Annotated in this window: 25 protein-coding genes; 21 read left to right on the top strand and 4 right to left on the bottom strand. The window is 33.9% G+C overall.

Going from position 1 to position 26,956, the window contains the following annotated elements; all coding sequences use genetic code 11:
- Positions 1-36: 36 nt before the first annotated feature.
- The 8 genes from WAX78_RS05475 to WAX78_RS05440 all read left to right on the top strand — a co-directional run bounded on the left by WAX78_RS05475 (position 37) and on the right by WAX78_RS05440 (position 10,824).
- Complete coding sequence (locus tag WAX78_RS05475; protein ID WP_336481242.1) at positions 37-1,092, top strand: glycosyltransferase family 2 protein; 1,056 nt, start codon at positions 37-39, stop codon at positions 1,090-1,092.
- 189 nt (positions 1,093-1,281) lie between these two features.
- A complete protein-coding gene (gene galE / locus WAX78_RS05470) occupies positions 1,282-2,313 on the top strand; it encodes a UDP-glucose 4-epimerase GalE (RefSeq protein ID WP_336481241.1) in 1,032 nt (343 codons plus the stop codon).
- Between the two features lie 225 nt (positions 2,314-2,538).
- Positions 2,539-5,232 carry a right-handed parallel beta-helix repeat-containing protein gene (locus WAX78_RS05465; RefSeq protein WP_336481240.1) on the top strand — a complete coding sequence of 898 codons (2,694 nt, stop codon included), beginning with the start codon at positions 2,539-2,541 and terminating at the stop codon, positions 5,230-5,232.
- Positions 5,233-5,618: 386 nt separating this feature from the next.
- Positions 5,619-7,253 (top strand): glucosamine inositolphosphorylceramide transferase family protein, encoded by a 1,635-nt coding sequence (locus WAX78_RS05460; protein ID WP_336481239.1) that lies wholly within the window; start codon positions 5,619-5,621, stop codon positions 7,251-7,253.
- A gap of 276 nt (positions 7,254-7,529) precedes the next feature.
- Positions 7,530-8,144: a sugar transferase gene (locus WAX78_RS05455; protein WP_336481238.1), complete on the top strand. Its 615-nt coding sequence runs from the start codon at positions 7,530-7,532 to the stop codon at positions 8,142-8,144.
- Positions 8,141-8,776 carry an acetyltransferase gene (locus tag WAX78_RS05450; protein WP_336481237.1) on the top strand — a complete coding sequence of 212 codons (636 nt, stop codon included), beginning with the start codon at positions 8,141-8,143 and terminating at the stop codon, positions 8,774-8,776. The genes WAX78_RS05455 and WAX78_RS05450 overlap by 4 nt, the downstream gene beginning before the upstream one ends.
- Before the next feature lie 11 nt (positions 8,777-8,787).
- Positions 8,788-9,939, top strand: a complete 1,152-nt coding sequence (locus WAX78_RS05445; RefSeq protein ID WP_336481236.1) for an aminotransferase class I/II-fold pyridoxal phosphate-dependent enzyme — start codon at positions 8,788-8,790, stop codon at positions 9,937-9,939.
- A gap of 540 nt (positions 9,940-10,479) precedes the next feature.
- Positions 10,480-10,824, top strand: a complete 345-nt coding sequence (locus WAX78_RS05440; protein ID WP_336481235.1) for a helix-turn-helix domain-containing protein — start codon at positions 10,480-10,482, stop codon at positions 10,822-10,824.
- Between the two features lie 420 nt (positions 10,825-11,244).
- Here the strand turns inward: WAX78_RS05440 and WAX78_RS05435 are convergent, their stop codons facing one another.
- The 3 genes from WAX78_RS05435 to WAX78_RS05425 form a co-directional block, all read right to left on the bottom strand.
- The gene (locus tag WAX78_RS05435; RefSeq protein WP_336481234.1) at positions 11,245-12,369 is read right to left on the bottom strand and encodes a nucleotidyltransferase domain-containing protein; all 1,125 of its coding nucleotides are present in this window, start codon (positions 12,367-12,369) and stop codon (positions 11,245-11,247) included.
- A 37-nt stretch (positions 12,370-12,406) separates the two neighbouring features.
- A complete protein-coding gene (locus WAX78_RS05430; protein WP_336481233.1) occupies positions 12,407-14,233 on the bottom strand; it encodes an ABC transporter ATP-binding protein in 1,827 nt (608 codons plus the stop codon).
- 130 nt (positions 14,234-14,363) lie between these two features.
- On the bottom strand, positions 14,364-14,582 hold the full coding sequence (locus WAX78_RS05425) for a hypothetical protein (RefSeq protein ID WP_336481232.1): 219 nt from the start codon (positions 14,580-14,582) through the stop codon (positions 14,364-14,366).
- Positions 14,583-15,175: 593 nt separating this feature from the next.
- On the opposite strand from WAX78_RS05425, the gene WAX78_RS05420 reads away from it, so the two are divergent.
- From WAX78_RS05420 to WAX78_RS05375, 10 genes are all read left to right on the top strand, one after another.
- Positions 15,176-15,970, top strand: a complete 795-nt coding sequence (locus WAX78_RS05420) for a hypothetical protein (RefSeq protein WP_336481231.1) — start codon at positions 15,176-15,178, stop codon at positions 15,968-15,970.
- The gene (locus WAX78_RS05415) at positions 15,967-16,239 is read left to right on the top strand and encodes a PqqD family protein (RefSeq protein WP_336481230.1); all 273 of its coding nucleotides are present in this window, start codon (positions 15,967-15,969) and stop codon (positions 16,237-16,239) included. The genes WAX78_RS05420 and WAX78_RS05415 overlap by 4 nt, the downstream gene beginning before the upstream one ends.
- Positions 16,226-16,690, top strand: coding sequence for a S24/S26 family peptidase (locus WAX78_RS05410; RefSeq protein WP_336481229.1), 465 nt, complete (start codon positions 16,226-16,228; stop codon positions 16,688-16,690). Before WAX78_RS05415 ends, WAX78_RS05410 begins: the two co-directional genes overlap by 14 nt.
- A gap of 312 nt (positions 16,691-17,002) precedes the next feature.
- Complete coding sequence (locus WAX78_RS05405) at positions 17,003-18,940, top strand: lasso peptide isopeptide bond-forming cyclase (protein WP_336481228.1); 1,938 nt, start codon at positions 17,003-17,005, stop codon at positions 18,938-18,940.
- Positions 18,941-18,954: 14 nt separating this feature from the next.
- A complete protein-coding gene (locus WAX78_RS05400) occupies positions 18,955-19,086 on the top strand; it encodes a paeninodin family lasso peptide (RefSeq protein WP_336481227.1) in 132 nt (43 codons plus the stop codon).
- 107 nt (positions 19,087-19,193) lie between these two features.
- Positions 19,194-20,126: an aldolase gene (locus tag WAX78_RS05395; protein ID WP_336481226.1), complete on the top strand. Its 933-nt coding sequence runs from the start codon at positions 19,194-19,196 to the stop codon at positions 20,124-20,126.
- Complete coding sequence (locus WAX78_RS05390; protein WP_336481225.1) at positions 20,123-20,422, top strand: lasso peptide biosynthesis PqqD family chaperone; 300 nt, start codon at positions 20,123-20,125, stop codon at positions 20,420-20,422. Before WAX78_RS05395 ends, WAX78_RS05390 begins: the two co-directional genes overlap by 4 nt.
- 46 nt (positions 20,423-20,468) lie before the next feature.
- Positions 20,469-20,951: a lasso peptide biosynthesis B2 protein gene (locus tag WAX78_RS05385; RefSeq protein ID WP_336481224.1), complete on the top strand. Its 483-nt coding sequence runs from the start codon at positions 20,469-20,471 to the stop codon at positions 20,949-20,951.
- A complete protein-coding gene (locus tag WAX78_RS05380; protein ID WP_336481223.1) occupies positions 20,944-22,131 on the top strand; it encodes a nucleotidyltransferase domain-containing protein in 1,188 nt (395 codons plus the stop codon). The genes WAX78_RS05385 and WAX78_RS05380 overlap by 8 nt, the downstream gene beginning before the upstream one ends.
- A 12-nt stretch (positions 22,132-22,143) precedes the next feature.
- The gene (locus WAX78_RS05375) at positions 22,144-23,946 is read left to right on the top strand and encodes an ABC transporter ATP-binding protein (protein WP_336481222.1); all 1,803 of its coding nucleotides are present in this window, start codon (positions 22,144-22,146) and stop codon (positions 23,944-23,946) included.
- Positions 23,947-24,113: 167 nt separating this feature from the next.
- Here WAX78_RS05375 and WAX78_RS05370 read toward each other — a convergent pair whose 3' ends face one another.
- Positions 24,114-24,971, bottom strand: a complete 858-nt coding sequence (locus WAX78_RS05370) for a peptidoglycan-N-acetylglucosamine deacetylase (protein ID WP_336481221.1) — start codon at positions 24,969-24,971, stop codon at positions 24,114-24,116.
- Between the two features lie 297 nt (positions 24,972-25,268).
- On the opposite strand from WAX78_RS05370, the gene WAX78_RS05365 reads away from it, so the two are divergent.
- Genes WAX78_RS05365 through WAX78_RS05355 form a run of 3 tightly spaced genes read left to right on the top strand, consistent with a single transcriptional unit; the run spans position 25,269 to position 26,953 of the window.
- The gene (locus WAX78_RS05365) at positions 25,269-25,580 is read left to right on the top strand and encodes a PadR family transcriptional regulator (protein ID WP_230575534.1); all 312 of its coding nucleotides are present in this window, start codon (positions 25,269-25,271) and stop codon (positions 25,578-25,580) included.
- A gap of 3 nt (positions 25,581-25,583) precedes the next feature.
- Positions 25,584-26,129 carry an HAAS signaling domain-containing protein gene (locus WAX78_RS05360; protein ID WP_336481220.1) on the top strand — a complete coding sequence of 182 codons (546 nt, stop codon included), beginning with the start codon at positions 25,584-25,586 and terminating at the stop codon, positions 26,127-26,129.
- A 5-nt stretch (positions 26,130-26,134) separates the two neighbouring features.
- Positions 26,135-26,953, top strand: a complete 819-nt coding sequence (locus WAX78_RS05355; protein ID WP_336481219.1) for a DUF4097 family beta strand repeat-containing protein — start codon at positions 26,135-26,137, stop codon at positions 26,951-26,953.
- Positions 26,954-26,956: the final 3 nt, after the last annotated feature.

The following is a 26,956-nucleotide window of genomic DNA, read 5'->3' as shown; positions in this document are numbered from 1 at the left end:
GGAATAAAAAGGTAAACTGATTTGTGGAGGGGATTTATGAGTAAGGTAAGTATAGTAGTACCCATTTATAATACAGGAGAAAAACTTCATAAATGTATAAAATCAATTCTTAGTCAAACTTTCAAGGACTTTGAATTAATTTTAGTGAATGATGGTTCAACAGATAAAAGTCTGACTATTTGCAAGAAATATCAACAACAAGATAAACGAATAACGGTGATAAATAAAAAAAATGAAGGAAGTATTCCTACAAGAAGAAAAGGTGTTGAAGCTGCAAAGTCTAAGTATGTAATGTTTGTTGATGCAGACGATTGGATTGATGCTAAAGCTATTGAAACACTATATGAGGAAGCTGTGAAAAATAACGTAGATATTACAGTGTGCAATATGTATAGAGTTTTAGGAAATGGTATATTGATTAAGAAAAAGGTTGAAAGTTGGTATTTTCATGAGAATAAAATTTATAATGAAGAAGAAATTAAAAGAGATTTAGTAACTGCATATTTTCATGGGCATCCGTTTCCATCATCATTATGTGCAAAGTTGTATAAAAGAGAGTTACTTGAAGAGTCAGGAAAATATTTAAAGAAAATACGTTTCTTAGGGGATGACCTTTTCTATAACATGGAAATATTGTTAAAAACAAGAGGGTTAAAAGTAATCGGTAAACCATTTTATTATTATCGGTATGGTGGATTTACAAGCAAATATCAGCCTTATTTGTTTGATGATATGGTTAATGGATATTTGATACAAGAGGAAATAATTGAAGAGTATTATCACAATACTACAGAAAAAAACTACAATGGAATTAGTATAATGCTATTAAATACATTTAAAGCATGTTTATTAAATGTATTTAATAGTAACTTTAATGAATTCGAGATAAAAAATTTAATTCAATTTTATATTTCAAATAATACTGTAATTAAATGTGTATCTAATGGGGGAGCAATAAAATTTTTCCCTAAAGAATATTTAAATGCAATAAGAAATAAGGATACGGAATATCTGTACCACTTAGGGGAAAGTATGTATAAAAGAGCAAGAATAAGAAAATCTTTAATAAATATTTTATCTAAAATCTGTTGAAGCAAATGAATCCTTTCAAATTTTTGTGTACTAATCAATATGTAATTTATTGAATCAATGATAATTTTTTATATGTGGTTTAAAAAGCAGGGAATCCTTTATGGAAACCTGCTTTTTTATTTGAACTGATTAAGTTTTAATATAAAGAAATGGTTAAAAAGATAGATGATGATTAGGAGGTAAGAATGCATGAGAGTTTTAGTTACAGGCGGAGCAGGATATATTGGAACTCATACGTGCGTGGAATTATTAAATGCTGACTATGAAATAGTTGTGGTTGACAATTTTTCTAATAGTAAATTAGAAGCTTTAGAACGTGTTCGTGAAATTACAGGGAAAGATTTTGCATTTTATCAAGTTGATTTGCTAGATAAGGATGCGTTAGATACCGTTTTTTATGAAAACAAGATTGATGCCGTTATCCATTTTGCAGGATTGAAGGCAGTAGGAGAGTCAGTAGCTTTACCGCTTTGGTATTATCATAATAATATTACAGGTACTCTTGTACTGTGTGAAGCCATGAAAAAGTATGGTGTACAGAAAATGGTCTTCAGTTCATCGGCTACAGTATATGGGATGTCGGAACGAGTACCAATTTCAGAAAATTTTTCACTTGGAGCAACGAATCCTTATGGACGTACAAAACAGATGATTGAAGAAATTTTACGTGATCTGTATGTGTCTGACCATAATTGGAGTGTTGCTCTTTTACGTTACTTCAATCCTGTTGGAGCACATAAGAGTGGACGAATAGGCGAGGACCCAAATGGCATTCCAAACAATCTTATGCCATATATTGCACAAGTAGCTGTCGGAAAGCTAAATAAGTTAAGCGTGTTTGGTAATGATTATCCAACACAGGATGGTACTGGTGTCAGAGATTATATTCATGTTATGGATCTTGCGATAGGACATTTAAAAGCTCTTGAACAGGTTATGGAAACTACTGGTGTGAACGTCTATAATCTTGGTACGGGCCGTGGTTACAGCGTGCTGGAGATGGTTGCTGCTTTTGAAAAGGCATCAGGAAGAAAGATTCCATACCATATTATGAAGCGTCGTCCTGGTGATGTAGGTATTTGCTTTGCGAATCCTTCAAAGGCAAAGGATAAACTCGGATGGACTGCAAATAGAGGAATCGAAGAGATGTGCGAAGACTCATGGAGATGGCAGATAAATAATCTAAATGGTTACGAGAAAGAAGTTAACATATCTTTATGAGTGTAAAAAAGTATGTTGTCAAATATCACTTTAAAAATATAGAAAAGGTGTTCTCTACGTTTTTGATAACAATATTCATTGAAATGAGCGTTACTGATTCTATTTGAGGTAGGGGAACTTAAGAATTTGATATGTCTATTTTTAGATTTTAAAATATGTTTGTTGGCACCATTCCTCTAAATATAGCATTTACTATATTATAAAAGCTAAAAGGAGTGGTAGATTTTGTCTCTAGGAGATTGTTATATTATTGAATTGGATCGATGGGGCATCAAAAATAATGGAACGCTTCCTATAGAAACAACTCAAGGGATAAATAATGCATTCATATGGGCAGGAGATAATGGTTTTCAAACAGTAGTTCTGCCAAAAGGGAATTATCTTGTAGATAAAAATTCAGCATTAACACTTCGGAGCAACATACATTATAAGTTTCATGACTGTATATTTATTAAAGAAGCTAATAACCTCACAGGATATATTGTAATAGTATGTGATAGCATTAAAAACGTAATAATAGAGGGTGCGATAATAAAAGGTGATAGAGAAACGCATGACTATTCAAGCGGTGGTACTCATGAATGGGGATATGGTATCGCTATTGAAAATTCATGCTATAACATCTTAATAAAAGATTGTGACGTTAGCGAATGTACAGGAGATGGATTTACAACAAGTATGAATTTTGATGCAATAGGTGGGGTGATGTATCCGAACCATTTTGCAAAAGGGGATATTGACAGTCAGGGTAAATTAGATGCCACAAAAACGAATTATACCACAGTAACAAAGTTCTTTGATGTTACAGGTGCTTTGGTTAAATCTACTGGATATTTTTATTACTCCGGTGATGGATATGGCGGATATGGTATTGGATGTAATCTAAATAAAACGATAATAAAGGTACACTTCTATAAAGCGGACGGTTCATATTTAGGTTATAGAAATACAAGATCTTATGAATTTATATACTTAAACACGTTACCACGTGAAACAACTCAGGTGAGATTTTCATTCCTTCAAAACTTTGATTTAATGAAGGATAATTTGCATTATATATCATGTGCTAAAATTCCCCAGTATGTACACTTTTTGAATTGTAAAAGCCATGAAAATAGACGACTGGGTATGTCAGTTGCTGGAGGAAGATTTGTAACATTTGATAGTTGTGAAATTTTTAATAACAGTAATCCTATGAGTAATTCAACAGGCGTAAATCCGGGTTACGGTATAGATATTGAAGACGGGTATATGGCTAATCAAAAAATAACTATTAGAGATTGTAATATATATAGTAATAGAGGTGGAGCTGTTGTTACTGTTAGTTCTAGGGGGGTGTATGTAGAAAATAATAAGTTTGGTGAGCTATTTTCTTTTTCGGGAAGTGGAGACGATTATTTATCTGTAAATAATATGTATTATGGTGGTTTTCAAGGTAAATCTATAACTGGCGGAGAAGAAGCAGATGGAACTTTTTGTACATTTAGAAATGACTCTGTTTTTGGTAGTACTTGTAATATTGATGCAGGGAACACAACTTTAGAAAACTGTGCTTTTTCAAAAAGCAGCATTTCCTTAAATGGTGAAACAGCAAAAATTATTAATTGTAAATTTACTTGGGATAGTCCTGAGTCAATTGATTCATTTGTATTTGGTAGCAAATATGTAGAGATACGTGATTCTTCATTTGATATAAGAAGAAGCGTTCGATGGGTACAAGCTTACAATATTTCTGATAATGTACTACTATCAAATGTAAAGTTTATTACAGGTGAATCTGGCGGTGGGACTTTTGTAAACGCTAGAAATCTGATTATGCAAAATTGTGAATTTATTCATAATGGTACTAACGTGAACTATGGTGCTGTAGTAGTGTATGAGTCTATGAGAGTTGAGAATTCACTTTTTAAAAATATATCGTTTAGGTTTGATGGTGGTGGTATGATGGTAAGTCCAGAAGCGTTGGCTAAGGATACAGGTTATATCACACATAGTTTTCGAAATAACAAAGTTATTTGGGACGTAAATTATGGAACAGCAATCCATGAAGGTAGAGGACCAGGAGTTTCGTTCCTATATATACCAAGATTAGGGATTATAGGAAATGATATTAATGTAATTGACAAAGGTGTTGCACTTGGTTCTATGTACACACTAAGGGTTTTTGCGGAAAATCATTTAACTCTTTCTAATAACACAATTGTTACTGTAAACAATTCCGGTAATAATACGAAAGGAACGATTACTGTAGATGGTGCATTTAGGCAAGGTGGCTCGACACTAGCTAAACCCAAAACTATTATAATCAGCCAAAATAATAACAAAGTTAACTCAGATATTACATTTACGAGTAACGTGAATTCACAATTAGAAAAAAATATACTAGGGGACATACCGCTAGTTTCACTAGTGTCTGAAGAACCAACCTTTGGTACCTATGCACTTAGCCAAATATTATATCATTCTGCTCCAACTCCAGGTGGATACGTGGGATGGGTGTGTACAACAGCAGGAACAGCGAGTAACACTCCTTGGAAAGCCGCTACTGTATATAATAGCGGGGCAAGAATTTATAATGGTACTTATGTGTACGAGGCGCAAAATGGAGGGCGTTCGACTACTACTCCTCCTGTTTTTCCTATAGGTGTGAATACTACGGTAGAAGATAAAGTTGGAACGATAACATGGACTTCTAAGGCTTATATGGTTGGAGATTTAGTTATTCCATCTACTCCTAATGGATACTATTATGAATGTACAAAATCAGGTGCTGCTGGAGTAACACAACCGATTTGGACTACAACAGAGAATTCTACAATTGCTGATGGAACAGTGATTTGGACAGTTCGTAGAATTATTACTTGGAAATGGATTGACACAAAAGCTGTATTCAAAAAATTTGGGCTGATTTCCGGGTAGTGTAAATGACAGGCAGATTTTCTGTCTGTCTATAAAAAGATAATTTTAATCTGTGGTGCTATATAAGTTGAATCTAATTTTTGCACTTTCGAATTTAGTAACTAAATCAGTACTCAAATTGCCTTGATAGAACAGTGTATTTTATGTAACTTGGTACTATGAGGGAGAGCGCAGAAATTATTTAGTTCAACTTGTATAGCTCTACATGAATTTTTTCAACGTGTACATTTCTTCCATCTATTTAATACTTCAGGTTATTAGGAGAGTATGTCAACTAAGCTGTTATTAAAGGATGTCATAGGAAGGGGATACTTTTATGATCAGAAACGAACTAGTGCCGTGGATTATACTTGAAAATTAACCACTAAGTGTTGGGGGAATATGATATGTTAAATACAAGAGAAAAGCATCGTTTAAAAATAGGTATAATGTTAGATTCACTTGTTGTCAGCAGTTGGATTGAGAAAATGATTTATGATATCGTTCATACTGAATTTTTAGAGCTCTCTATGGTGATTATCAACGGTGATGAAAAGATTGAGAAGCAAAATGTCTTTAAGCAGAGCGTAAAGACATCGTTGTATTCTAAATATGTAAAATGGGATTATAATCATTATAGTAAATACGTTAAACATGATGCATTGAAGCCGGTTCAGATAGAATCTTTGCTATCTGAATATGGTTGCAGAATTTTAACCATATTTCCTAAAACACAAGGATTAAATAATGAGTTTTCTGATTCTGATTTAGATATAATTAGAGATGAGCAATTAGACGTTATTATAAAGGTAGGATTTTGTACGCTTTATGGTGAGATTATAAATATTGCAAAATATGGAATATGGTCGTACTGCTTTAATGGAAAAGGGATAGAATCCTTTTGGGAGATGGCTAGCAGGAATATACCTTTAGAAACTACCCTGCAAATTTTAGCAAGCAAGCCTGAAAATCACAAGGTTATTTATAGAACAGTGTCTTCACTGAACGTTGAATCTTTATTTTTTAACCGCAATCTTCTGTATTGGAAAGTTAAAGATATTGTTTTGAGAAGGCTTTCCGATTTATACAAAAAGGGATGGTCGTATATTACAAACTTAGATACAAATAACCAACCTTCATTGGTCAATGAGCGTCAAGATAGATACCCAACAAATTTTCAGATGATTCTTTTTATTTTCCAGCTTGCTATGAACAAGTTAAAATCTAGATTATTTATGGAACATTGGTTTATAGCATTTAAAAATAGAAAAGAGGACCGTAGTAAATTTCATATCATTAAAGCTCCGTTAAGTAGATTTTATGCCGATCCTTTTGTTATCGAAAGAAATGAAAGAAATTTCATTTTTTTCGAAGATTATATATACAGCGAGGGTAAGGGAAATATTGCGTTTGTCGAAGTAGATATTGAATCAAATAGTGTTTCACAACCTACTACTGTGTTGGATAAACCGTATCATTTATCATATCCTTTCTTGATAGAAGATGGCGGAGAGATTTATATGATACCTGAGACGGCAGGTAATCAAACAATAGAACTTTATAGAGCAACTAATTTTCCGTATGAGTGGGAAATTGAAAAAGTATTAATGGAGAATATTAATGCTGTTGATACTACAATTATTGAGCATGACGGTAAGTATTGGTTATTTACTAACATTTTTACTGATGGAGCTAGTTCACTTGATGAGTTATATTTATTTTATTCTGATTCTTTATTCGGCCAATGGGTGCCGCATCCAATGAATCCTATAGTTTCTGATGCAAAATCGGCTAGACCTGCTGGTAATATATTTGTCCAGGATGGTAAATTAATTAGGCCATCACAAAATTGTTTGTTTTCTTATGGATATTCAGTTAATTTGAATGAAATCGAAATACTAAATGAAGAGTCATATAGAGAAAAAATTTTAAAAGAGATTACTCCAAGTATTTTTAAGAGGAACAAAGGTACTCATACTTACGTTTTTAATGAAGATTTGGAAGTGCTTGATGGTAGGAGGCAGGTACTTAAATTTAAGTAATCTCTATATTATATATGTTGTTTGTTTTTTATAAGAAGCGGAAAAAAGTAGCATTAAGAACCAATTGGTGCAAAGAAGATACAGCTACCTATAATCTAGATTGTATCTGTTAGTGTGAAGCTTTTATATTATTGTCTACTAGTTCAATAAAAAATGAGTTATCTTTATAGAGTCAAGAGTAAAAGGAAGGGAAACAATAGCCCTTCCTTTTATTTATTGTATTCATATGGTTTAGGAAGACGCTCTAAAAAATTTGAATGAGGAGTATAATTATATATGAAGAGACTTTTGGATTTGTTAGTTTCTTTGTCATTCTTATTAACTTTGTTATTACCTATTCTTATAGTAGCTATTTTAGTTAGAATTAAGTTAGGCTCTCCGATCATATTTAAACAGCAACGCCCCGGGCTGCATGGTAAGCCTTTTTATCTTTATAAGTTTCGATCCATGATTAATGAGAGAGATAGCAATGGTAATTTATTACCTGATGATAGAAGGATTACGCCGTTTGGGAGTTTTATGAGAAAATATAGCATAGATGAATTGCCACAGCTTATAAATGTTGTAAAGGGTAATCTAAGTTTAGTAGGACCGCGGCCATTATTAATGGAATACTTACCTTTATATTCTAATGAACAAGCTAAAAGACATCATGTAAAACCGGGAATTACTGGGTGGGCCCAAGTGAATGGGAGAAATGCAATTACTTGGGAAGAAAAATTTGAATTAGATGTATCGTATGTAAATAATCAATCCTTTTTATTCGATATGAAAATATTATTTCTTACAGTAATAAAAGTGTTTAAGTCAGAAGGAATAAACCAAGTTGGTCACGTAACAATGGAACGTTTTACAGGTACAAAATCAGCTGTAAGAGAGGGTAGCAAATGAAAATTGTAATTATTGGACAAGGTGGTCATAGCAAGGTCATACAGGATATTATTTTATCAAACAATGAATATGAAATCGTTGGATATTTAGATGATCGATATGAAGATATAGTTATTGTAGATAATATTTATTTTGGGCCGATTTCAACTGCATACGATATGATTAATTATTTTAATCAAATAAACTTTGTTATCGCAATAGGGGATAATAAAGTTAGAAGAAAAATTGTCGAAAAATTGCATCTATCTGACGATTTTTACATCACGTTAATACATAAAACAGCCGTTGTCAGTCCGAGTACTAAGATAGGAAACGGCACAGTTGTCATGCCCAATGTAGTGATAAATGCTGATACTCAAATTGGCAATCATGCCATTATAAATACAGGTTCTGTCGTTGAACACGACAATATAATAGGTGATTTTGTGCATATTTCTCCTCACGCTACACTTACAGGTTCTGTCATCATAGAAGAAGGGGCACATATAGGGGCCGCGGCTACTATGATTCCAAGTGTCAAAGTCAGAGAATGGTCTATTATTGGAGCAGGAGCTGTAGTAATAAATGATATGCCGCCTAATTGTACTGCTGTTGGTATTCCTGCCAAAGTTATCAATGAAGTAAGTTACTAGGGGTGATAAAAATGGTAATGACACAACAAAAAAAACGAATCTATCTCTCTTCACCGCACATGAGCGGTAATGAACAAAAATATATTCAGGATGCATTTGATACAAATTGGATTGCTCCTCTTGGTCCGAATGTAGATGCCTTTGAAAAGGAACTTGCAACTTTTGTTGGCGTAAAGGATGCTGCAGCGGTTAGTTCAGGCACTGCCGCTATTCATTTGGCACTGCGGTTATTAGAAGTTCAAAAAGGGGATAAAGTGTTTTGTTCAAGTCTTACTTTTGTAGCAAGTGCAAATCCAATTGTTTATTTAGGAGCTGAACCAATATTTATTGATTCAGAGCCAGAAACATGGAACATGTCACCTCAAGCATTGGAACGTGCGTTATGTGATGCGAATAAAGAAGGGAAATTGCCAAAAGCTGTGATCGTTGTTAACTTATATGGACAGAGTGCGAAAATGGATGAAATTCTTTCATTATGTAATGAATATGATGTTCCTGTCATTGAGGATGCAGCAGAATCTCTCGGTTCTACATATAAAGGAAAATTAAGTGGAATATTCGGAAAATTCGGTATTTATTCATTTAATGGAAATAAAATTATTACAACCTCTGGTGGAGGAATGCTTGTTTCTGATGATGTTGAGGCATTACAGAAAGCACGGTTTTTAGCAACTCAAGCAAGAGATTTAGCATCTCATTACGAGCATAGTGAGTTGGGTTACAATTATCGAATGAGTAATATATTGGCCGGTGTTGGAAGAGCTCAATTAGAGGTGTTAGAAGAGAGGGTTAGGGTTAGAAGATTCATATTTGAGCGGTATTACCGAGAATTATCCAGTATACCTGGGTTTCACTTTATGCCCGAACTAGAAAACACTTGCTCAAATCGGTGGCTTACAACTTTAACGATTGATGAAAAAGAATCAGGTATATCTATAGAATCACTATTGGGATACTTGGCCGAGGAAAATATTGAAGCTCGACCTGTTTGGAAACCGCTTCATATGCAGCCGCTTTTTGAAGGAATGAAATATTATCCTCATAGCGAAAGTAATCATGTGAGTGAACAATTATTTAAAATGGGGATTTGTCTTCCTTCTAGTTCTAACATGACAGATGGGGAACAACAAAGGGTCATTCAATGTATCAAAAATGCTTTATAAAATAAAGCACCTTCTGAATGGTATGTATAAATTCAGGAGGTGTTTTTAAATGAATTATTATGTTTGAAATTGGATTAAACACGAATAAAAGTAGCTGGATGTATCTTCTTCTCGTGATGTTTTCTTCTTTTATAGAACTTTTCCTTTAATTGAATATCAAGGCAATCTCTATAAAGAATGTAATTATAAGTATACATAATCTTATGGTAATTGTTCTTTGCCTTTTTATATGAAAGTGTTAAAAGTGAAAACATAGTGCTGAACCTCCTTGATAGACTTTATGAGCGCAAAGAAGTATGTATTCAATGATGTGTAACTCATTAACTGTTTTGCGTTGCTATTTCTTAATAATTTTATTTATGATGATTGTACATTTCTTTTTAAAGAATAATATTTTTATATTGAGTTTCTTATTACGAAAATACTTTATGAACATCAACCTTATATATATTAACAGTTTTTAAAAGAAGGGTAAATCTTAGTTTCCCTTATAGAGAAGTGTATGATATAAAAAATGGGGCTAAGGAGGGGTTTAAACGAATGATTGGGAAAAATATTTATCAATTTCGAAAAAATAGGGGGCTTACTTTATCTGAACTAGCAGAAAGGGCTGGAATTTCCAAGTCCTATTTAAGCAATATTGAAAGAAATATAAACCAAAATCCGTCTATCCAAGTGATGGAAAAGATAGCATTGGTATTGGAGGTAGATCTAAATACATTACTCGAAACGAAAACAAATGTGGAAAAAAAGCAGCAGATTGAAAGAGAGTGGATTGAATTTGTTTATGAATTAAAAAAAGCAGGGGTTGATAAAGAGGAACTTCGGGAATATAAAATATTAATTGATTTTATTAAATGGCAGAATTCAGGAATAAACAAGTAAGGGAATTGTACATTCTTGTTTATGGTAGTTTCGTTATTATGATAGATTTTATGTTATGTAGTGTACTGTAAAACTTATCTCCATGCAGAATTTACGCATAAAAAGACAACCTCTCCTTATGATAACTCCTCATAAACATGTCTTGCAAAAGTTGTTTTATTATGTTGACAGTAGCACTCTGCTTATTTTTTTACTTCTATCTTTTCAGGTTGAATATGGTAAATTTTATTTCGTGAAAAATTGTAAGCGCTTTTTCTATCTTTAATCTTACCAGTAATACCCCACCTTAAAGTTTGGAGGAAAATAAGGAAGTTAGGTGGGGAATAAACTGCTGGCATGTACCTAATTGGGCTGACTTTAATTTCAAAAGGATGAACCTCCGCTGATGAAAGTATTATTTTTTATAAAATAGAGTTCTTATTACTTTTCGCTTTTCTGGCGATGTAATATTGTGCTAGAAAAGTTATATCCCCTCTTTTTATATAATCTTACATATTCAAAGAAAAGGCGTTTCTCCTTATTATGTGATCCCAATTCGAAAGAGAGCTCTATTTTGGAAGGTAGTATCCAATTGTATAACGCTATCAAACGATGTTTAATTGTATCAAAATCTAAAAAATTGAAGTAAGCAAAATTTATGTATTGCTTAAATGATTTAAAATCCCTGTCTCTGATTGCCTTGTATTCCCACCATAAATTGTCACTTCTTTTAGAAGGGAGTTGTTTTACATTTTCTAATTGTGGAAACAAATTATAGACAATCGCTAAAGTTCTAAGGACTCTTTTTAAAGTTTTGTGAGAAGCTGCTTCTTTCAATAAAACAGCATAATCAAGTTTGTCATTTAGCACATATATCATTTGAATTATATCTATAAAATACTTTAAAGAATTCAAATTATGCTTCCAACCATGAAGGCAAATCATATAAAAGGTATGATAATCAGATAGTTCTTTTATATGGTTATATGGTTTTAGAGATTGTGCTTGATCCCAAAATTCCTCTATTTGAAGATTGGATGTGTTTTCTTTTAATAGATCCCAATGTATCTCAACTGTTAGCGGAATTGGTGAACCAGGCAATACCTTACTAAGGCTACAATGGAAATGAGAAGGGATATATTGTTCTTCAACTGTAAATCCTAGTGATTTTATGCAATCAATTGCTTTTTTTAGATCGGGTGCTTTGATTAACAAATCAATATCTGATGTCGATCTAGCGCCTATGTGACCAAAATATTTTTCAGCAAAGACAACACCTTTAAGTGGGATAACATCAACTTGAATTTCCTCAAATTTGTTTAGAATTTGTTCTGTTTGGTTTTTAATGAATAAATTTAGGTATAATGTTTCGTTGTATTTTTGAGTCAACTGTTCCTGAAAAAAAAGGGGTGTTTGATTAAGTATCCCTTTTTGTTTTAATAAATAATAAATTTGGGAATGAATTTCAAAAAACTCAATATCCTCCATGGCTTGCTTATAAAATGCTTCGTCAGTTGGTACAGGAATTTGTGAATTATATAATGCTTGTATCAAATGAACAATCAAGGATTTCAGCACCTTTCTGCATTAGATCAATTTCAATTTAAGCATTTAAAGTTATTGTATTGTTTTCTTTTGATTGTTGAGAAACTTGCATATGGTATAAGTCACGATACAAACCGTCTTTGGATACGAGCTCCTCATGGCATCCAGCTTGTACAATTTTCCCCTCATCCATTACGATAATATAATCTGCATTCTGAATCGTTGATAATCGGTGTGCGATGACAAGTGTCGTTCGATGCATCATTAATCGATCTAAAGCATTTTGTACTTGTTGTTCAGTTTGGCTGTCTAGTGCAGATGTCGCCTCATCTAACAAGAGAATAGGTGCATTTTTTAATATAGCTCTGGCTATGGCAATTCGCTGTTTTTGTCCTCCAGACAGTTTTATACCTCTTTCGCCGATTTCTGTGTCATATCCATTCGGTAGAGACATAATAAATTCATTGATATTAGCAGCCTTTGCAGAATCGATCATTTCCTCCTCAGAAATAGTAATACCTGGACGTGCTAATAGGAGATTTTCCCTTATTGTACCTCCAAAAAGGAAGGTTTCCTGAGGAACATGAGCAATCGAACTTCTTAGTTCAGAAGGAGAGAGGTTTTCAATTGCGATATCATCAATCAAAATGCAGCCAGATTGCGGTTTATAAAAACCTTGAAGTAAATTAAATAGAGTTGTCTTCCCTGCACCGCTTAAACCAACAATCGCAGTTACTTTCCCTGCTTGAATCTGTAAATTGAAATGATTCAATGTTTGTTGTTGTTCATCGTAGCTAAACGTGATGTTTTGGAACTGGAGTGACTTTACCACTGGTTTAGCTGGGGAATAGGTTGCTATATCTGTAGATTCAGTTGGTAATTCCAAAATCTTTAGGAGTCTTTCTACAGCTGTAATCGATCTTTGAAACCCTGCCCATTGACCTGCTAGTCCTGTTAACGGATATACTAAATGATTAACTAGATTGATAAAGGTTAATAAGGAACCTACTGACATTACTCCATCTGAAACAAAATATGCCCCTAAACAGAGACTGATAAGAAATGTGAAGGAGCTTACAGCTTGACCGCCTGCATAAAACCATCCTCCTAGTTTTGTGTTCTCCAATTCTAGAGAATATAGCTGTTGATTTTGCTTGGTGAATTTTTTATATAGTAATTTTTCCATTGTAAACGAACGAATTACAGAGAAGCCAAGAAAAGTTTCGTTAAGCAGGTTATTCATCGTACCTAGTAGGTTATGTATGAGTCGACTGTTTCGCCGAAGTAGTAGACCGAAAACGATACCTGATAGTGCTGCGAGAGGGGCAACTAATACACTTAATAAAGCTAATTTCCAATTGATATAAACTAAATAAATAAAAACAGTAATATAAATAAGAGGAAGTTTAATTAAGTTAATAAGGCTCCTTCCAATAACTCCATTAATATTATGAATATCATTAGTAAAGTGAGATAACAATTCTCCTGAACGGAGGTTAGAAACATCTTTGGTAGAGAGTAATAATATATGTTTAAATAACTGTTTTTTTAAATCTCTTTTTACACCGTTTGTTGCGACAGATTCGAAGTAAGTATCAAAAAACCCTGACGTAATGCTCATGAATGTTAGGATGCATGCTAGTGGAACTAGCAATTTTATACGATGAAAGTCGCTTCGTACAGCTGCGTCTAAAATATTCCCAAAGAGCCAAGCGAACGTTAATGTAAGGAAGATATCAATAAATAGCAAGAAAAGGAGAACCATATACGCTTTGCGATGTCTCATAATATAAGGCTTTAATAAGGAAAGGGTTTTTTGCATGTCTCCCATTGTAAAGTATTGTTTCATTGTATCTAGTATCGCCTGTTTTTTTTGTCCGATCATATGAGCCTCTAATTTTATATTTTTTTATAAAATGTATTATCTGTCATAGATATGAAAATTGATAATGTTTATGCCAGAGAATTCAATTGTAAGATTACAATGAACGCTCTGGCTGACATGTATTTACTATTTACTTGCCTTTTCCACCGCCATGGCCGCCGCCATTCCCAGGACGCGGACCTGTGTATGGAGGATTTGGATAGTGTATTCCTCCATTTCCGTGTCCTGGGTGATCTACATTACCATGCCCTTTGTTCCAGCTTTGAGCGGTTTCAAAGCGGATAGGTTGACTGCTTAATACCATAGGACGGGTGTAGGACTTTTGTCTATTTTGATTCTCTGTTTTCATCGAGTTACCCCCTAAAATAAAATGTAGCACTTTTTGTTCATTATAAAGAACAGGCAACATAAAGTAAAGATACATAAAAAGATATTTTCTGAATTTTTTATTATATTAATAAGTAATTATTTCCTATATCAAGATTGTCAGGAATCAAAGGAAATATATGTGGAATAGATACTACTGGAATGTACCACTTTGTCATACTTTCCATCAATGAGGATGAAAAACCACCCATTGATGGAAGTTTCACTTTATACTTGTATTTCATTACTACAAAATAGAGAATTTATTCGTGATGCTAGATTAAAAAAAGAAATGAAGGGACTAAAGAAAGGGTACAAACCATATGGGAACTTTGTAAGTTTCTAAGTTGAAAAGAGTAAGGGAAAGCAAAGAATGTTTCAGTAGCTATATCTATTTTGAATTATATAAAAATATATTTACAAACAGAAAATCAGTGTTTAAAATGAAAATAAATTCATTATATAGAACAAAGTCAGGTGAAATGTTCGTCTTAACGAATTGGATGTAAGGCTTAATTAAAGGAATTAAAATTTTGTCACACGCAGAAACCAATATGAAATATAGGAGCTTATGCTATGGAAAATATATTAGTTCAAATAGCAGAACATATAGTTTCAATCTATTCTACATCTGAAAAGTTAATGGATTGGATAAAAACACATTTTCAAATTGCTGAAGGAAATCATGTTGCAAAAATTAACTCACCAAATTTATCTATTCGTATTGAAGACAATTATGGAGTTCCTTTTGTGGATTATAATGTAGAAATTTGTTCCGATTCAGACGAGATTACGTACCGACGTGCTGATTATCTCATAGATGTTAACAGTACATATAATGAAGCAACGATTTCAGTTTATGATGAGCTAGCTTTAAAACACGCTTTACATAATCTATATAGCGCCTTTATCATTCATAATCGTTGGGGACTATTAATTCATTCATCTTGTGTGGATCATCAAGGAAAAGCTTATCTATTTAGTGGTCAATCAGGAGCAGGTAAATCGACAGTTGCTAAGTTATCAGCTCCTAGATCGCTTTTATCTGATGAAGCTACTATTGTGAAAATAGATGAGAATGAAATTAGAGTATTTGATTCTCCATTTCGAAGTGAATTAACGACATCTTATGACCATCAATCTTGCCATCTTTCGTCAATTTATTTTCTGATTCAGTCGTTGGATGTGAAGGCTCTACCAGTGAAAAAATCAGATGCTATGTTAGGGATAATGGATAAAATTTTTTATTGGCACCATGACTCCTTAGAAACTACAAAACTATTGGATATGTGTAAACAATTAGTAGATAAAGTTCCGGTTTACAATATGTATTTTCAAAAAAATAATAGCTTTTGGGAGTTGATATCATGAGTCTAAAATGTGAATGTTCAAAAAACGTAAATATTGTAGAAATTGATAATGAGTGGATTATTATGGATACAGAAAATTTTACGGTAACAAAAGTAAACGCTATTGGCGCTTATGTTTTAGAGGAAGTAAGAGGACAAAAAGAGATTGAAGACATCATTCGAAACATTTCATTTAGTTACGATGTCGATCTAAATACAGCCCGGTCAGATGTATTGGTTTTTCTAGAAGAATTAAAAGGAATAGGTTTAATCCAAAATGGAAGAGCGTAGCCTTCCACTTTCAGGTATCAAATATTTACTTCAAAAACAAGGGTGGGTTGATATTCCTTCCTCTGGAGTCAGCATGTATCCTCTGATTAAGGAGGGGGATATTTGCAGGTTCATCCCTTTAGGGAGTGAGGAATTAAAAAAAGGTGAAGTTGTATTATTCGTATCGAATCAAGGGCAGTTAATAGGGCACAGATATTACGAAAATTTTGTTGAAAATGGTGTGCTTTATTATGTATGTAAGGGAGATACGAATATTTCTGTCGACTCCCCTGTGCAAATTTCCCAATTAATAGGAAAGTTAGTTTGCATTAAAAAAAAGAAATTTCAACTAAATTCCAAAGGTTTCATCGCTCAATTATGGGGAGGTATTGTTCTAACCTTCCCTAGTTTGCCAAGGGGTTGTAAAAAATATCTTAACTTGCGGAAAAGATTGAGGATATGGAGCAAATAGAAAGTTCACTATAACGAATATAATGCTTGAGAAAATTCTGTCTAAAAATTCTGTTTATTAATTGACTTAGAAAAGGTAAAGTGATAATTTTATCTTATATAAGTTCTTTTTATAGAACGAAAAATAGCTATATAATAAAAAACAGATAGTAATATTAATTTGTAGTATTAAATTAGTAATTTACTGAAGAAAAAACTTTTGTTCTTTAAAAAGAACAAAAGCGACGTAACACAATACGGGAATTCAAACATATATTAACGGTTATTTATCTAAATAGGCTTTTACTTACTTGTTGCATAGCGGGAGGGGAAAATGAGTGCTATAACAGGAATTTTACATTTTAATGATGAGCCTATATCGATTGAGCACGGTACAAGATTAATGAAGGATTTGCAAAAGTATCCTGCTGATGATGTTCAAATATGGCACAAAGATAACGTCTTCTTTGGTTGTCACGCACAATGGATCACACCAGAATCCATTGGTGAACAATTGCCTTTTTATGATTACGAAAGACAATTAGCGATTACAGCAGATGCCATTATTGATAATCGTGAGGAGTTATTTGAAAGACTACAAGTGGAGTATGCTGATAGAAAAAGAATGACAGACAGCGAATTAATCTTGCTTTCCTATCAAAAGTGGGGAGAAGAAACTCCTAAGTATTTAATAGGCGATTTTGCTTTTATGATTTGGGATGAGAGAAACCAAAAACTATTTGGAGCAAGGGACTTTTCTGGGAGTCGGACTCTTTATTTTTATCGTGACCAGCAACGGTTTTCTTTTTGTACGCTTATAAAGCCGTTATTTACTTTACCATATATCGAGAAGACTCTGAACGAGCAATGGCTTGCTGAATTTTTAGCTATAACTAATATGATTGATACAATAAATGCTTCATCAACAGTCTATAAAAATATTGAACAAGTGCCTCCTTCCCATACTATTACAGTAGTCAGTGAGAAGATAACGATTTCCAAATATGACGCATTGGCTACAGGGGAGCAGCTACAATTAAAATCAAATCAAGAATATGAAGATGCATTTCGCGAGGTATTTCAAAATGCAGTGACAGCAGGGTTACGTACCCATCGCAATGTTGGTGCTCATTTAAGCGGGGGATTGGATTCGGGTTCTGTTGTTAGTTTTGCGGCAAAAGCTTTACGTAAAGAAAATAAGAGATTACATACATTCAGCTCTGTTCCCGTAGCTGATTTTATAGACTGGACACGTAACCACATGCTAGCGGACGAAAGACCATTTATCCAGTCAACTGTACAACATGTAGGAAATATTACAGATCATTATTTAGATTTTGCAGGAAAAAGTCCACTTTCAGAAGTTAACGATTGGCTTGATATAATGGAGATGCCATACAAGTTTTTCGAGAATTCTATTTGGGTGAAAGGGATTTATGAGAAGGCACAGCAGCAAGGGGTAGGAAAACTTTTAAACGGTGCAAGGGGAAACTTTACGATATCTTGGGGACCTGCTTTGGACTATTATGCTGTTCTTTTAAAGAAGCTAAGTTGGATTCGTCTTTATCATGAAGTTAATTTATACAGTAAAAACATTGAGGCAAAAAGATCGAGAATTATGAAGGTTGTCGGAAAGAAGGCATTTCCGTTTATAAATCGAATTCTTTCATCGAAATATCAATATGATTTTCCAATGTTAATAAATCCAGATTTTGCAGAAAGGATTAATGTGTTTGATAAGCTCAGAGAACATGGGATTAGTATAGCGGAATCTTCTAGGCCAAATATATATGAAATAAGAAAGAAACATTTTGAACAGTTAAATTTGTGGAATGTAACTGGGACCAGTGGAACGAAACTATCTTTACGTTACGGGTTACAAGGGCATGATCCAACAAATGATATACGAGTTATTCGATTTTGCTTATCTGTTCCAATTGAACAATTTGTTCAAAATGGTTTAGATCGAGCACTTATCCGGAGGACAACAAAAGATATCCTACCTGATAAAATCAGATTAAATCAACGCGTTCGGGGTATTCAAGGTGTTGATGTGGTTCATCGTATGATTCCTTCTTGGAATACATTTATTGATGAACTTCAACAAATGAGCACAGATTCTATAGTTTCTGAGTTTTTAAATGTAGAAGTGATTAAAGCTGCCATTTTAAAGATTCGAGAAGCACCACGTTCGGAATACGCATTGGATCCAGACTTTAGAATTTTAATGCGCGGTCTTATTGTCTATCGGTTTATAAAAAAAATTACTTGAAAGGAGGTGATAATATGAAAAAAGATTGGCAAAAACCTGAATTGGAAGTACTTGATATCAACATGACAATGGCTGGACCGGGTAAAAAAATTGTTGATCAAGTTTTTGAGGATGAGGATGAAAGAGGAGAGCTTCACCACAGCTAATGTAACTGATATTTAAATGAGACTTGTATGTTTTATTGCCCTTATATGGTACAAAAGAGTATAAGGGCTTTTCAAATTTACTATGTCAACTATTTGGAGTGAGAAAGATGGTACATACTGTGAAAAAGTTTGTTTACAAGGCCTTCGGATTAAGCTTGTTAAGTGAGATTCCTCTACCAGAATTGCCTCAGATAAGCAGCTATGAAGATACGATAGATATAGTAATTGAAAGGGCTAGTTTATCCGAATTATGGAATGAATTATCTTATCCAAAAGCTATATTCATAGTTAAAGAGAATTTGGTCATGTTTCAAATTCCAAATACCGCAACGTTTTGTATTCAAGATGGAGAGAAAATCATCGTCTCACCTATAAAGGGATCTGATGAAGATAAGATTCGACTTTATATTCTTGGAACTTGTATAGGTGCATTATTAATGCAGAGAAGGATACTTCCGTTACATGGTAGTGTAGTAGCTATCAATGAAAAGGCATATGCTTTTATAGGTGATTCAGGAGCTGGGAAATCGACTCTTGCATCAGCCTTCTTAAGTAGAGGATATCAACTTCTAAGTGACGATGTAATTGCTGTAACTCTTTCTCAAGACAATATCCCTTTTGTTACGCCCTCTTATCCACAGCAAAAGCTATGGCAAGAAAGTCTTGATAAATTTGGAATGGAAACCGCTCATTATCGACCTTTATTTGAAAGGGAAACCAAATTCGCTGTACCGGTCCCTTTTAATTTTCTTAATGAGCAATTACCCCTCGCAGGTGTATTTGAATTAGTAAAAGCAGATAAAGAAAACGTTGGACTTCGTCGGATTGAAGGATTAGATCGATTACGTACCCTGTTCCATCATACATATCGCAATTCTTTAATTCCGCGATTAGACCTCATGGAATGGCATTTTACAAACTCTACAAGTATCGTAAATAAAATTGATATGTTCCAATTGTGGCGTCCAACTTCAGGGTTTACGGCTCATAACTTAGTATCCCTAGTGTTAAGTTCTTTAAATGAGGAGGAAAATAAATGATTAATACTCAGAAAATCTCAATAGATTGCTTAATTATACAAAGTGAAGGAAATATAGTAAGCAATATGGATGGAGAAAAGGTTATGATGAGCATTCATAACGGAAAATACTATAACTTAGGCACGCCTGGCAGTACAATTTGGGATTTAATTAAGACGCCAATCTCAATTAATCAATTAATTACTACACTAATGTCTAAATATGATGTAGAAAAAAATGAGTGTGAGAAGCAAGTTATTTCCTTTTTGGAACGTTTATATGAGGAAGGCTTAATTCGAATTGTAGATAGAAGTTAATTCGCCTTTTGCTACTTTATACTCGGTAGGTTAAGGAGAGGAAATAATGAATATTGTAAAAAAGATAAGGATTTTTTTATCAATGAATATATTAAAGAAGTTCTTGTTTTTTGAGGCTTTTTTTTATTTGGGATGGGCTCGTATTCTCAAATCTATACCATTTTCTAGGATTGCTCCTACATTAGGTGTCCATATGGATGAAACGTCTTTAAGCTCTAACGAATCTAATAAGTTGGTATTAAGGAGTATTTCTGAAGCAATCCATATTATGAGTCGTTATACTTTTTGGGAAAGTCAGTGTCTTGTAAGAGCGATAGCTGGAATGAAGATGCTAGAGAGACGTCAAATTGAGAGTACTCTGTATTTAGGAACTGCGAAGGATGAGAACGGAAAGATGGTTGCTCATGCCTGGTTGCGTAGCGGCCCCTTTTATATTACCGGAGCAGAAGAAATGGAGAGGTTCACTGTAGTTAGTAAATTTGCAAAGGGGCTAAGCAAGAAAACGACTAAGGGAGAATACAATGAGTAATGATTTTAGTCTTAATGTGGGATTCATGTCTAATGAATTAAAATTGCTACTTGAAATTTTGAAGTTACAAGAGGGTAAAAGTATACGAGCAAACAGAAATGAATGGTTTATAGATATAGATTGGAATCAATTTCTTGAATTAGCGATGCATCATCGAGTGTATTCATTTATTTATCCAAAGGTGAAAAAGATAGATGGAGAGCTAATTCCTTCCTATGTCATTCAAACTCTGTCTCGAACATTTAAAAAAAATACGTTTCAAATGCTTCATTTAAGTGCTGAAATGGAACGAGTAAGTAAACTGTTTACTGAAAATGAAATCTGTACTCTTTTTTTAAAAGGGCCAATACTTGCGCATAATCTTTATGGAGATATTTCCTTGCGAACATCCTGCGACCTAGATATCCTTATTCCCATTTATGAGTTAGAAAAAGCGGAAAAACTTCTTTTAGAGCAGGGCTACGTGAAAGATGATTATATTCAAACGATATTAAATGACTGGAAATGGAGACATCATCATATAACATTTTTTCATCCTCAAAAGCAAATTAAGCTTGAAATTCATTGGAGGCTAAACCCTGGTCCTGGGAAGGAACCAAGCTTTGAGGAACTATGGGAACGAAAAAGAACAAGTGCACTTACGAGTTATCCTGTGTACTTATTAGGAAGTGAGGACTTGTTTTTATTTCTTGTTTCTCATGGTGCGCGTCATGGATGGTCTAGACTGCGTTGGTTAGTAGATATAAACCAAATGGTAAAACAGGAACTTAATTGGAAAGAAGTTAATAAGTTATTCAAAAAATATCAATGCGGCCATGTAGGAGGACAAGCACTAATTCTAGCTACTGAGCTCTTAGATACGAAAATTATAGAAGAAATGAAAGTGTTGACAGGTCAGAGACAGTCAAGACAATTGGCAGAAGATGCGTTATTTTATATTAAACAAATGATAAATCTACATACAGATCCTGTTCCAGATGAAGTAGCTACGTATCACAGTCGACATTTATTTTCATTAATGTCAAATCGACAAAAGTTTTTATTTATTATGAGTTATCTTTATCCTTATCCGATTGATGCAAAGACATTACCATTACCTAAGTATCTTCATTTTTTGTACTTTCCTTTACGTCCTATTCTATGTACCTGGAGGAAAGCGAGAAAGCATGTATTACCATAGGAGGACATAAAAGTGGAACATCTCTTATACTTTACAAAGAAGTTACATTCTTTTTCTGGGAAAATATTATATATAAATCTATTAGGGATGGCCTTAGTTAGTCTTTTAGAGGGGATTGGTATTCTTTTATTAATCCCCATGATAAGTATCAGTGGAATTGTAAAGGTAAATAGCAGTTCAACCCCGGTTTCGGAGATGTTTGCATTTCTGCATAATATCCCTGAAACATTGAGCTTGCTGCTTATCCTAGGTGTTTATATTTTTTTGGTAGTAGCTCAATCCCTCTTACAGCAAAATCTTACCCTTCGAAATATGAAAATTCTTATAAGCTTTACAAACCATATAAGATTGGAAATCTATCGTGCTTTATTACAAGCTAATTGGGCTTTTTTTGTAAAAAAGAGAAAATCCGATTTGATCAATGCTTTGACTGAAGAATTAGGACGTGTTGTGAATGGAACAAACTTATTTTTTCAAATGTTAACTGCTCTTATTTTTACGTTAATTCAGATTGGAATTGCTTTATGGCTATCTGTAACGATAACGCTTTTTGTATTATTCGCCGGTTTAGTACTTGCTTTTTTTTCTAGACATTTTATAAAAAAGTCAAGAACACTTGGAAATCAAACATCTGAGATAGCTAGAAGTTATCTTGGCGGCATAACAGACCATTTTAACGGAATTAAAGATATTAAAAGTAATACGTTGGAAGACTCTAGATACACATGGTTACATACTTGGTGCCAAAGGATAGAACAAGAACAACTGGCATTTATGAAATTAAAAAATAGTTCACAACTTTTTTATAAAATTGCATCGTCTATTTTAATTGCATTTCTTATTTTTACATCTGTAAAACTATTTCAAGCCCAGCCAGGACAACTATTATTAATCATTCTCATTTTCTCTAGACTATGGCCAAGATTTACAAGCATTCAATCCAACCTGGAACAACTTGCTGCAAGTATTCCAGCTTTTAAGTCTTTAATAGAATTGCAGGAAGAATGCAATAAAGCCGCTGAATTGCAGAATATAGAACAACAATATAAATATATAAAACCAATGTCTATAGAAAAAGGGGTTGAATGTCGGAACGTTTATTTCCGCTACAATCAAAAAGAATCCTTATATGCTCTTCAAAATGTTAACTTACAAATTCCATCTAATTGTATGACAGCTATTGTCGGACGTTCGGGTGCTGGAAAAAGTACATTGATTGATATTTTAATGGGACTCATGCAGCCGGAAAAGGGACAAGTATTAATAGATAGTACTCCTCTCACAAGTGATAATTTATTGTCATTAAGAAGGTCGATTAGTTATGTACCGCAGGATCCATTTTTATTTAATGCAAGTATAAGAGAAAATTTGCTAATGATTGAACCGGATGCAAGTGAAGAACAAATTTGGGAGGCGCTGGAGTTTTCAGCAGCAGCTGAATTTGTAAGGGGGCTTCCGCAAGGGCTTGATACATTCATTGGAGACCGCGGAGTTAGGCTTTCTGGAGGAGAACGTCAGCGACTTGTGTTGGCGCGAGCAATTTTAAGAAAACCTTCGATTCTCGTTTTAGATGAAGCTACTAGTGCTCTAGATACGGAAAATGAAGCAAAAATTCAAGCCGCTTTAGAAAGGTTAAAGGGAACGATGACTATTGTCGTTATTGCCCACCGTTTATCAACGATACGTAATGCTGACCAGGTGATTGTATTAGACAAGGGAGAAATCGTTCAAAAAGGAGCATTTCACCAATTAGCAAAAGAAAAAAGAGGTATGTTTAGTAAACTGTTAGGAACTCAGGTAGAAGTTAGTGTCTAAATAGAATATGTTCCGTACGCAAGTTTATCAATCGGAATGAGAATATTAAGCATGGGAAGCCTTGATATTGTACGGTATCAGGGTTTTTTGTTGCAAATAATAAGAATCAATTGGTTAACTAGCCATAAGTGAGGGAGGAAACAAGCCCCACTTATGGAAGTTCCACTTTATTTCCTCTGTTTTGAAGTATTAAACATTTTTGGGAGAGTCACGAACCGTGCTCCTTGAGATATAAGGTCAGGAATGAACTTGTCAAGAGCGTCTACAGAACCTTGCAGTTTCCCACCTGGTGCAGCGTGTTGCAAGAGAATACTTCCAGGGAAGGTATTCCCTAATACTGTGTTAGTAATTACCTGAGCGCTTAACCCTTTCCAATCTAACGTATCTACACTCCATTGAATAATCATAAAGTTTTGTTCGGAAGCCCATTTAACCTGATTTTCCTTAATAATACCATAAGGCGGACGGATGAATTTAGGGGAGTAGCCGGTTAGATTTTGTAGTATTTTTTCTGTTTTTAAAATCTGTTCATGATATTGCTCATCACTTATTTTTACTAAATTAGGATGATTATAAGTATGATTCCCCACAATGTGTCCCTCGTTAACGATTCGTTTTACAACTTCAGGATATCTTTCGGCATTTTCACCTAGCAAAAAAAACGTAGCTTTTACACCATGTTTTTTTAACTTATCTAATACTTGTGGCGTATATAAGAGATCGGGGCCGTCATCAAATGTGAGAGCGACTTCGGCTTTATTATAAGGTCCTGCAAAAGCGTATGCATATTTTTCAACCCAAGGAAAAGGAGTCCATGATCCTCTCGTTGCTTCTTCCTTGGGTTGAATCTGAAAAGGAAAGGGGGCTTGTGATGAAGCAGGAACTGATTTCATATAATCTAAAGGATAAAATGGATTCTGAATGGATGAATATGAAACCTTTGAAGGAAGAGCGCAAGGTGAAATACGATTGTAGGGAGTGCCTTGAAAGGGAAATACCACTTTTGGTGGATAAAAAGAATACATGATTGAAACACCTCCTTAGAAAAGATAGAAATCTCTCTAAATTTTTTATATGCCAATGATTACAGTTTGGTTAGGGAAGAAAAAAGTGTGAGTAGTTTGTTTTTCAGCCGTAGTAACGGGTGGCAAGATCTATGTGTTAATGGTGTGGGAGAGATAAAGAAAAAAACAAGTCGCCCATTTTTTAACTTATTTTATAAAAATAGGAATAGTACCTTGCAATATTTAGTACTGAATGGTATATTATGGTTAATATAGTACCTTGTATTGAACAGTACTGAATAGGAAGGAGGATTGCCTTTGAATGTTCAATTTAAAAAAGGTGTATTGGAGCTTTGCGTTCTTGCGCTTGTAAGGAAACGAGATTGCTATGGCTATGAATTAGTTCAGCAAATTTCAAATAAGTTTTTAATATCAGAAGGATCAGTGTACCCATTGTTACGTCGGCTAACGAATGAAGGGTACTTTCAGACATATTTAAAGGAATCATCGGAAGGACCTCCACGGAAATATTATCAGTTAACAAATCAAGGTGCAGAGCAACTCTATGCGCTTGTGACAGAATGGCGTGATTTTGCAAGGGGAGTACAAGAAATTATTGAAGAGGTGTAGCAAATGACTAAAGAACAATTTCTTCATGAATTATCAGAACACCTTAGAAGGCTGCCAGAAGAAGAACGAAACGATATTTTATATGATTACGAGGAACATTTTCAATTTGGAATAGAAGAAGGGAAAACAGAAGCGGAAATTATAAAAGCCCTTGGTTCACCTAAAACAATTGCTAAGGAGACGTTAGCGTCCCATCGTTTAGAGCAGGTGAAACATAATCCAACTTTTTCTAATGTAACAAGAGCGATTGTAGCAATTATTGGACTTAGCTTTCTAAACTTGGTTATTGTGTTAGCTCCGTTATTAACGATCGGAAGTCTTATTTTCGCACTTTGGATGGTTAGTACTGTATTTGTTTTATCACCTTTACTTTTGCTAACAAAAATTATTTTTGCTCAAATTTTTATTTTATCTGATGTATTTGCTTCTATTATACTCTTCGGTATTGGTTTACTTTTAGGGATTGGTGCGTATTATTTTACAATTTGGTTTAAAACGCTTTTTGTCAAATATGCCAATTGGAATTTGAAAGTAATTAAAGGGGAGTAGATAAAATGAGGAAAGTTGTATTCATAGCACTTGTTTGTATTGTGATTGGAGGAATCGGTTTATTTTTTACAGGATCAGCTTTTTTTGTGAAATCTGTGACTGGGTCAGCAGAAACAAAGAAATTGGAACAGAAACAATTTAAAAATGAGCAAATTAAAAACATCAACGTTGACACAGATGTAGGAGATGTTGTAATTGAAAAAGGAAAAACTGATTCATTTGAAGTTCGGTATAGCGGTGATCAGGAAAAACGAAAGTTATACGTAAATGAGAATGGCGAAACGCTGCAAGTGAAAGTGAAAACAAAAAAGAATCATATATTTGACTTTTCTTTTTCACCGTTTGGTTTTAAAGATGAAAGCTTAACAGTTATTGTACCTGAACGCGTGTACAATAAAATTGAATCAGAGACAGGAGCAGGAAAGATCCAAGTACAAGATATTCAAAGTGAAGATATATCTGCACATACAGCAGCAGGGAATGTAGAAATGAAGCAAATGAAAGCGCAGAAGATAAAAGCTTCATCTAGTGCGGGAAAGATTGTTCTTCATAAAGTAGAAGGGAAAGTACGTGCAGAGACAGCAGCAGGAAGAATAGAAGTAACGCAGCACAACCCGCAATATAGTATTGATGCGGAGTCAGCAGCAGGAGATGTCGATATTCAACTTCTGGAAGTACCGAAAGATGCCGTTGTAAAGGGTTCTTCTCATGCAGGAAATGTAAAGATTTTCGGGAAAGAAAATAAAGAAGTTACTTTAGGGAACGGAAATGTACAGATTAGCGGGGAAACAGCAGCAGGATCTGTAAAAATCGAGGCGGATTAAAAA

Origin of the sequence: Bacillus yunxiaonensis (assembly GCF_037104695.1) — a bacterium.
GTDB classification, from domain to species: Bacteria; Bacillota; Bacilli; order Bacillales; family Bacillaceae_G; genus Bacillus_A; species Bacillus_A yunxiaonensis.
This window is presented reverse-complemented; position numbering and strand designations above follow the sequence as displayed.

Excerpts from the sequence above, each read along its gene's own strand:
- WAX78_RS05475 (WP_336481242.1), top strand. The coding sequence starts at position 37 with ATGAGTAAGGTAAGTATAGTAGTACCCATTTATAATACAGGAGAAAAA.
- galE (WP_336481241.1), top strand. The coding sequence starts at position 1,282 with ATGAGAGTTTTAGTTACAGGCGGAGCAGGATATATTGGAACTCATACG.
- WAX78_RS05460 (WP_336481239.1), top strand. The coding sequence starts at position 5,619 with ATGTTAAATACAAGAGAAAAGCATCGTTTAAAAATAGGTATAATGTTA.
- WAX78_RS05455 (WP_336481238.1), top strand. The coding sequence starts at position 7,530 with ATGAAGAGACTTTTGGATTTGTTAGTTTCTTTGTCATTCTTATTAACT.
- WAX78_RS05450 (WP_336481237.1), top strand. The coding sequence starts at position 8,141 with ATGAAAATTGTAATTATTGGACAAGGTGGTCATAGCAAGGTCATACAG.
- WAX78_RS05445 (WP_336481236.1), top strand. The coding sequence starts at position 8,788 with ATGGTAATGACACAACAAAAAAAACGAATCTATCTCTCTTCACCGCAC.
- WAX78_RS05440 (WP_336481235.1), top strand. The coding sequence starts at position 10,480 with ATGATTGGGAAAAATATTTATCAATTTCGAAAAAATAGGGGGCTTACT.
- WAX78_RS05430 (WP_336481233.1), bottom strand. The coding sequence starts at position 14,233 with ATGATCGGACAAAAAAAACAGGCGATACTAGATACAATGAAACAATAC.
- WAX78_RS05425 (WP_336481232.1), bottom strand. The coding sequence starts at position 14,582 with ATGAAAACAGAGAATCAAAATAGACAAAAGTCCTACACCCGTCCTATG.
- WAX78_RS05420 (WP_336481231.1), top strand. The coding sequence starts at position 15,176 with ATGGAAAATATATTAGTTCAAATAGCAGAACATATAGTTTCAATCTAT.
- WAX78_RS05415 (WP_336481230.1), top strand. The coding sequence starts at position 15,967 with ATGAGTCTAAAATGTGAATGTTCAAAAAACGTAAATATTGTAGAAATT.
- WAX78_RS05410 (WP_336481229.1), top strand. The coding sequence starts at position 16,226 with ATGGAAGAGCGTAGCCTTCCACTTTCAGGTATCAAATATTTACTTCAA.
- WAX78_RS05405 (WP_336481228.1), top strand. The coding sequence starts at position 17,003 with ATGAGTGCTATAACAGGAATTTTACATTTTAATGATGAGCCTATATCG.
- WAX78_RS05400 (WP_336481227.1), top strand. The coding sequence starts at position 18,955 with ATGAAAAAAGATTGGCAAAAACCTGAATTGGAAGTACTTGATATCAAC.
- WAX78_RS05395 (WP_336481226.1), top strand. The coding sequence starts at position 19,194 with ATGGTACATACTGTGAAAAAGTTTGTTTACAAGGCCTTCGGATTAAGC.
- WAX78_RS05390 (WP_336481225.1), top strand. The coding sequence starts at position 20,123 with ATGATTAATACTCAGAAAATCTCAATAGATTGCTTAATTATACAAAGT.
- WAX78_RS05385 (WP_336481224.1), top strand. The coding sequence starts at position 20,469 with ATGAATATTGTAAAAAAGATAAGGATTTTTTTATCAATGAATATATTA.
- WAX78_RS05380 (WP_336481223.1), top strand. The coding sequence starts at position 20,944 with ATGAGTAATGATTTTAGTCTTAATGTGGGATTCATGTCTAATGAATTA.
- WAX78_RS05370 (WP_336481221.1), bottom strand. The coding sequence starts at position 24,971 with ATGTATTCTTTTTATCCACCAAAAGTGGTATTTCCCTTTCAAGGCACT.
- WAX78_RS05360 (WP_336481220.1), top strand. The coding sequence starts at position 25,584 with ATGACTAAAGAACAATTTCTTCATGAATTATCAGAACACCTTAGAAGG.
- WAX78_RS05355 (WP_336481219.1), top strand. The coding sequence starts at position 26,135 with ATGAGGAAAGTTGTATTCATAGCACTTGTTTGTATTGTGATTGGAGGA.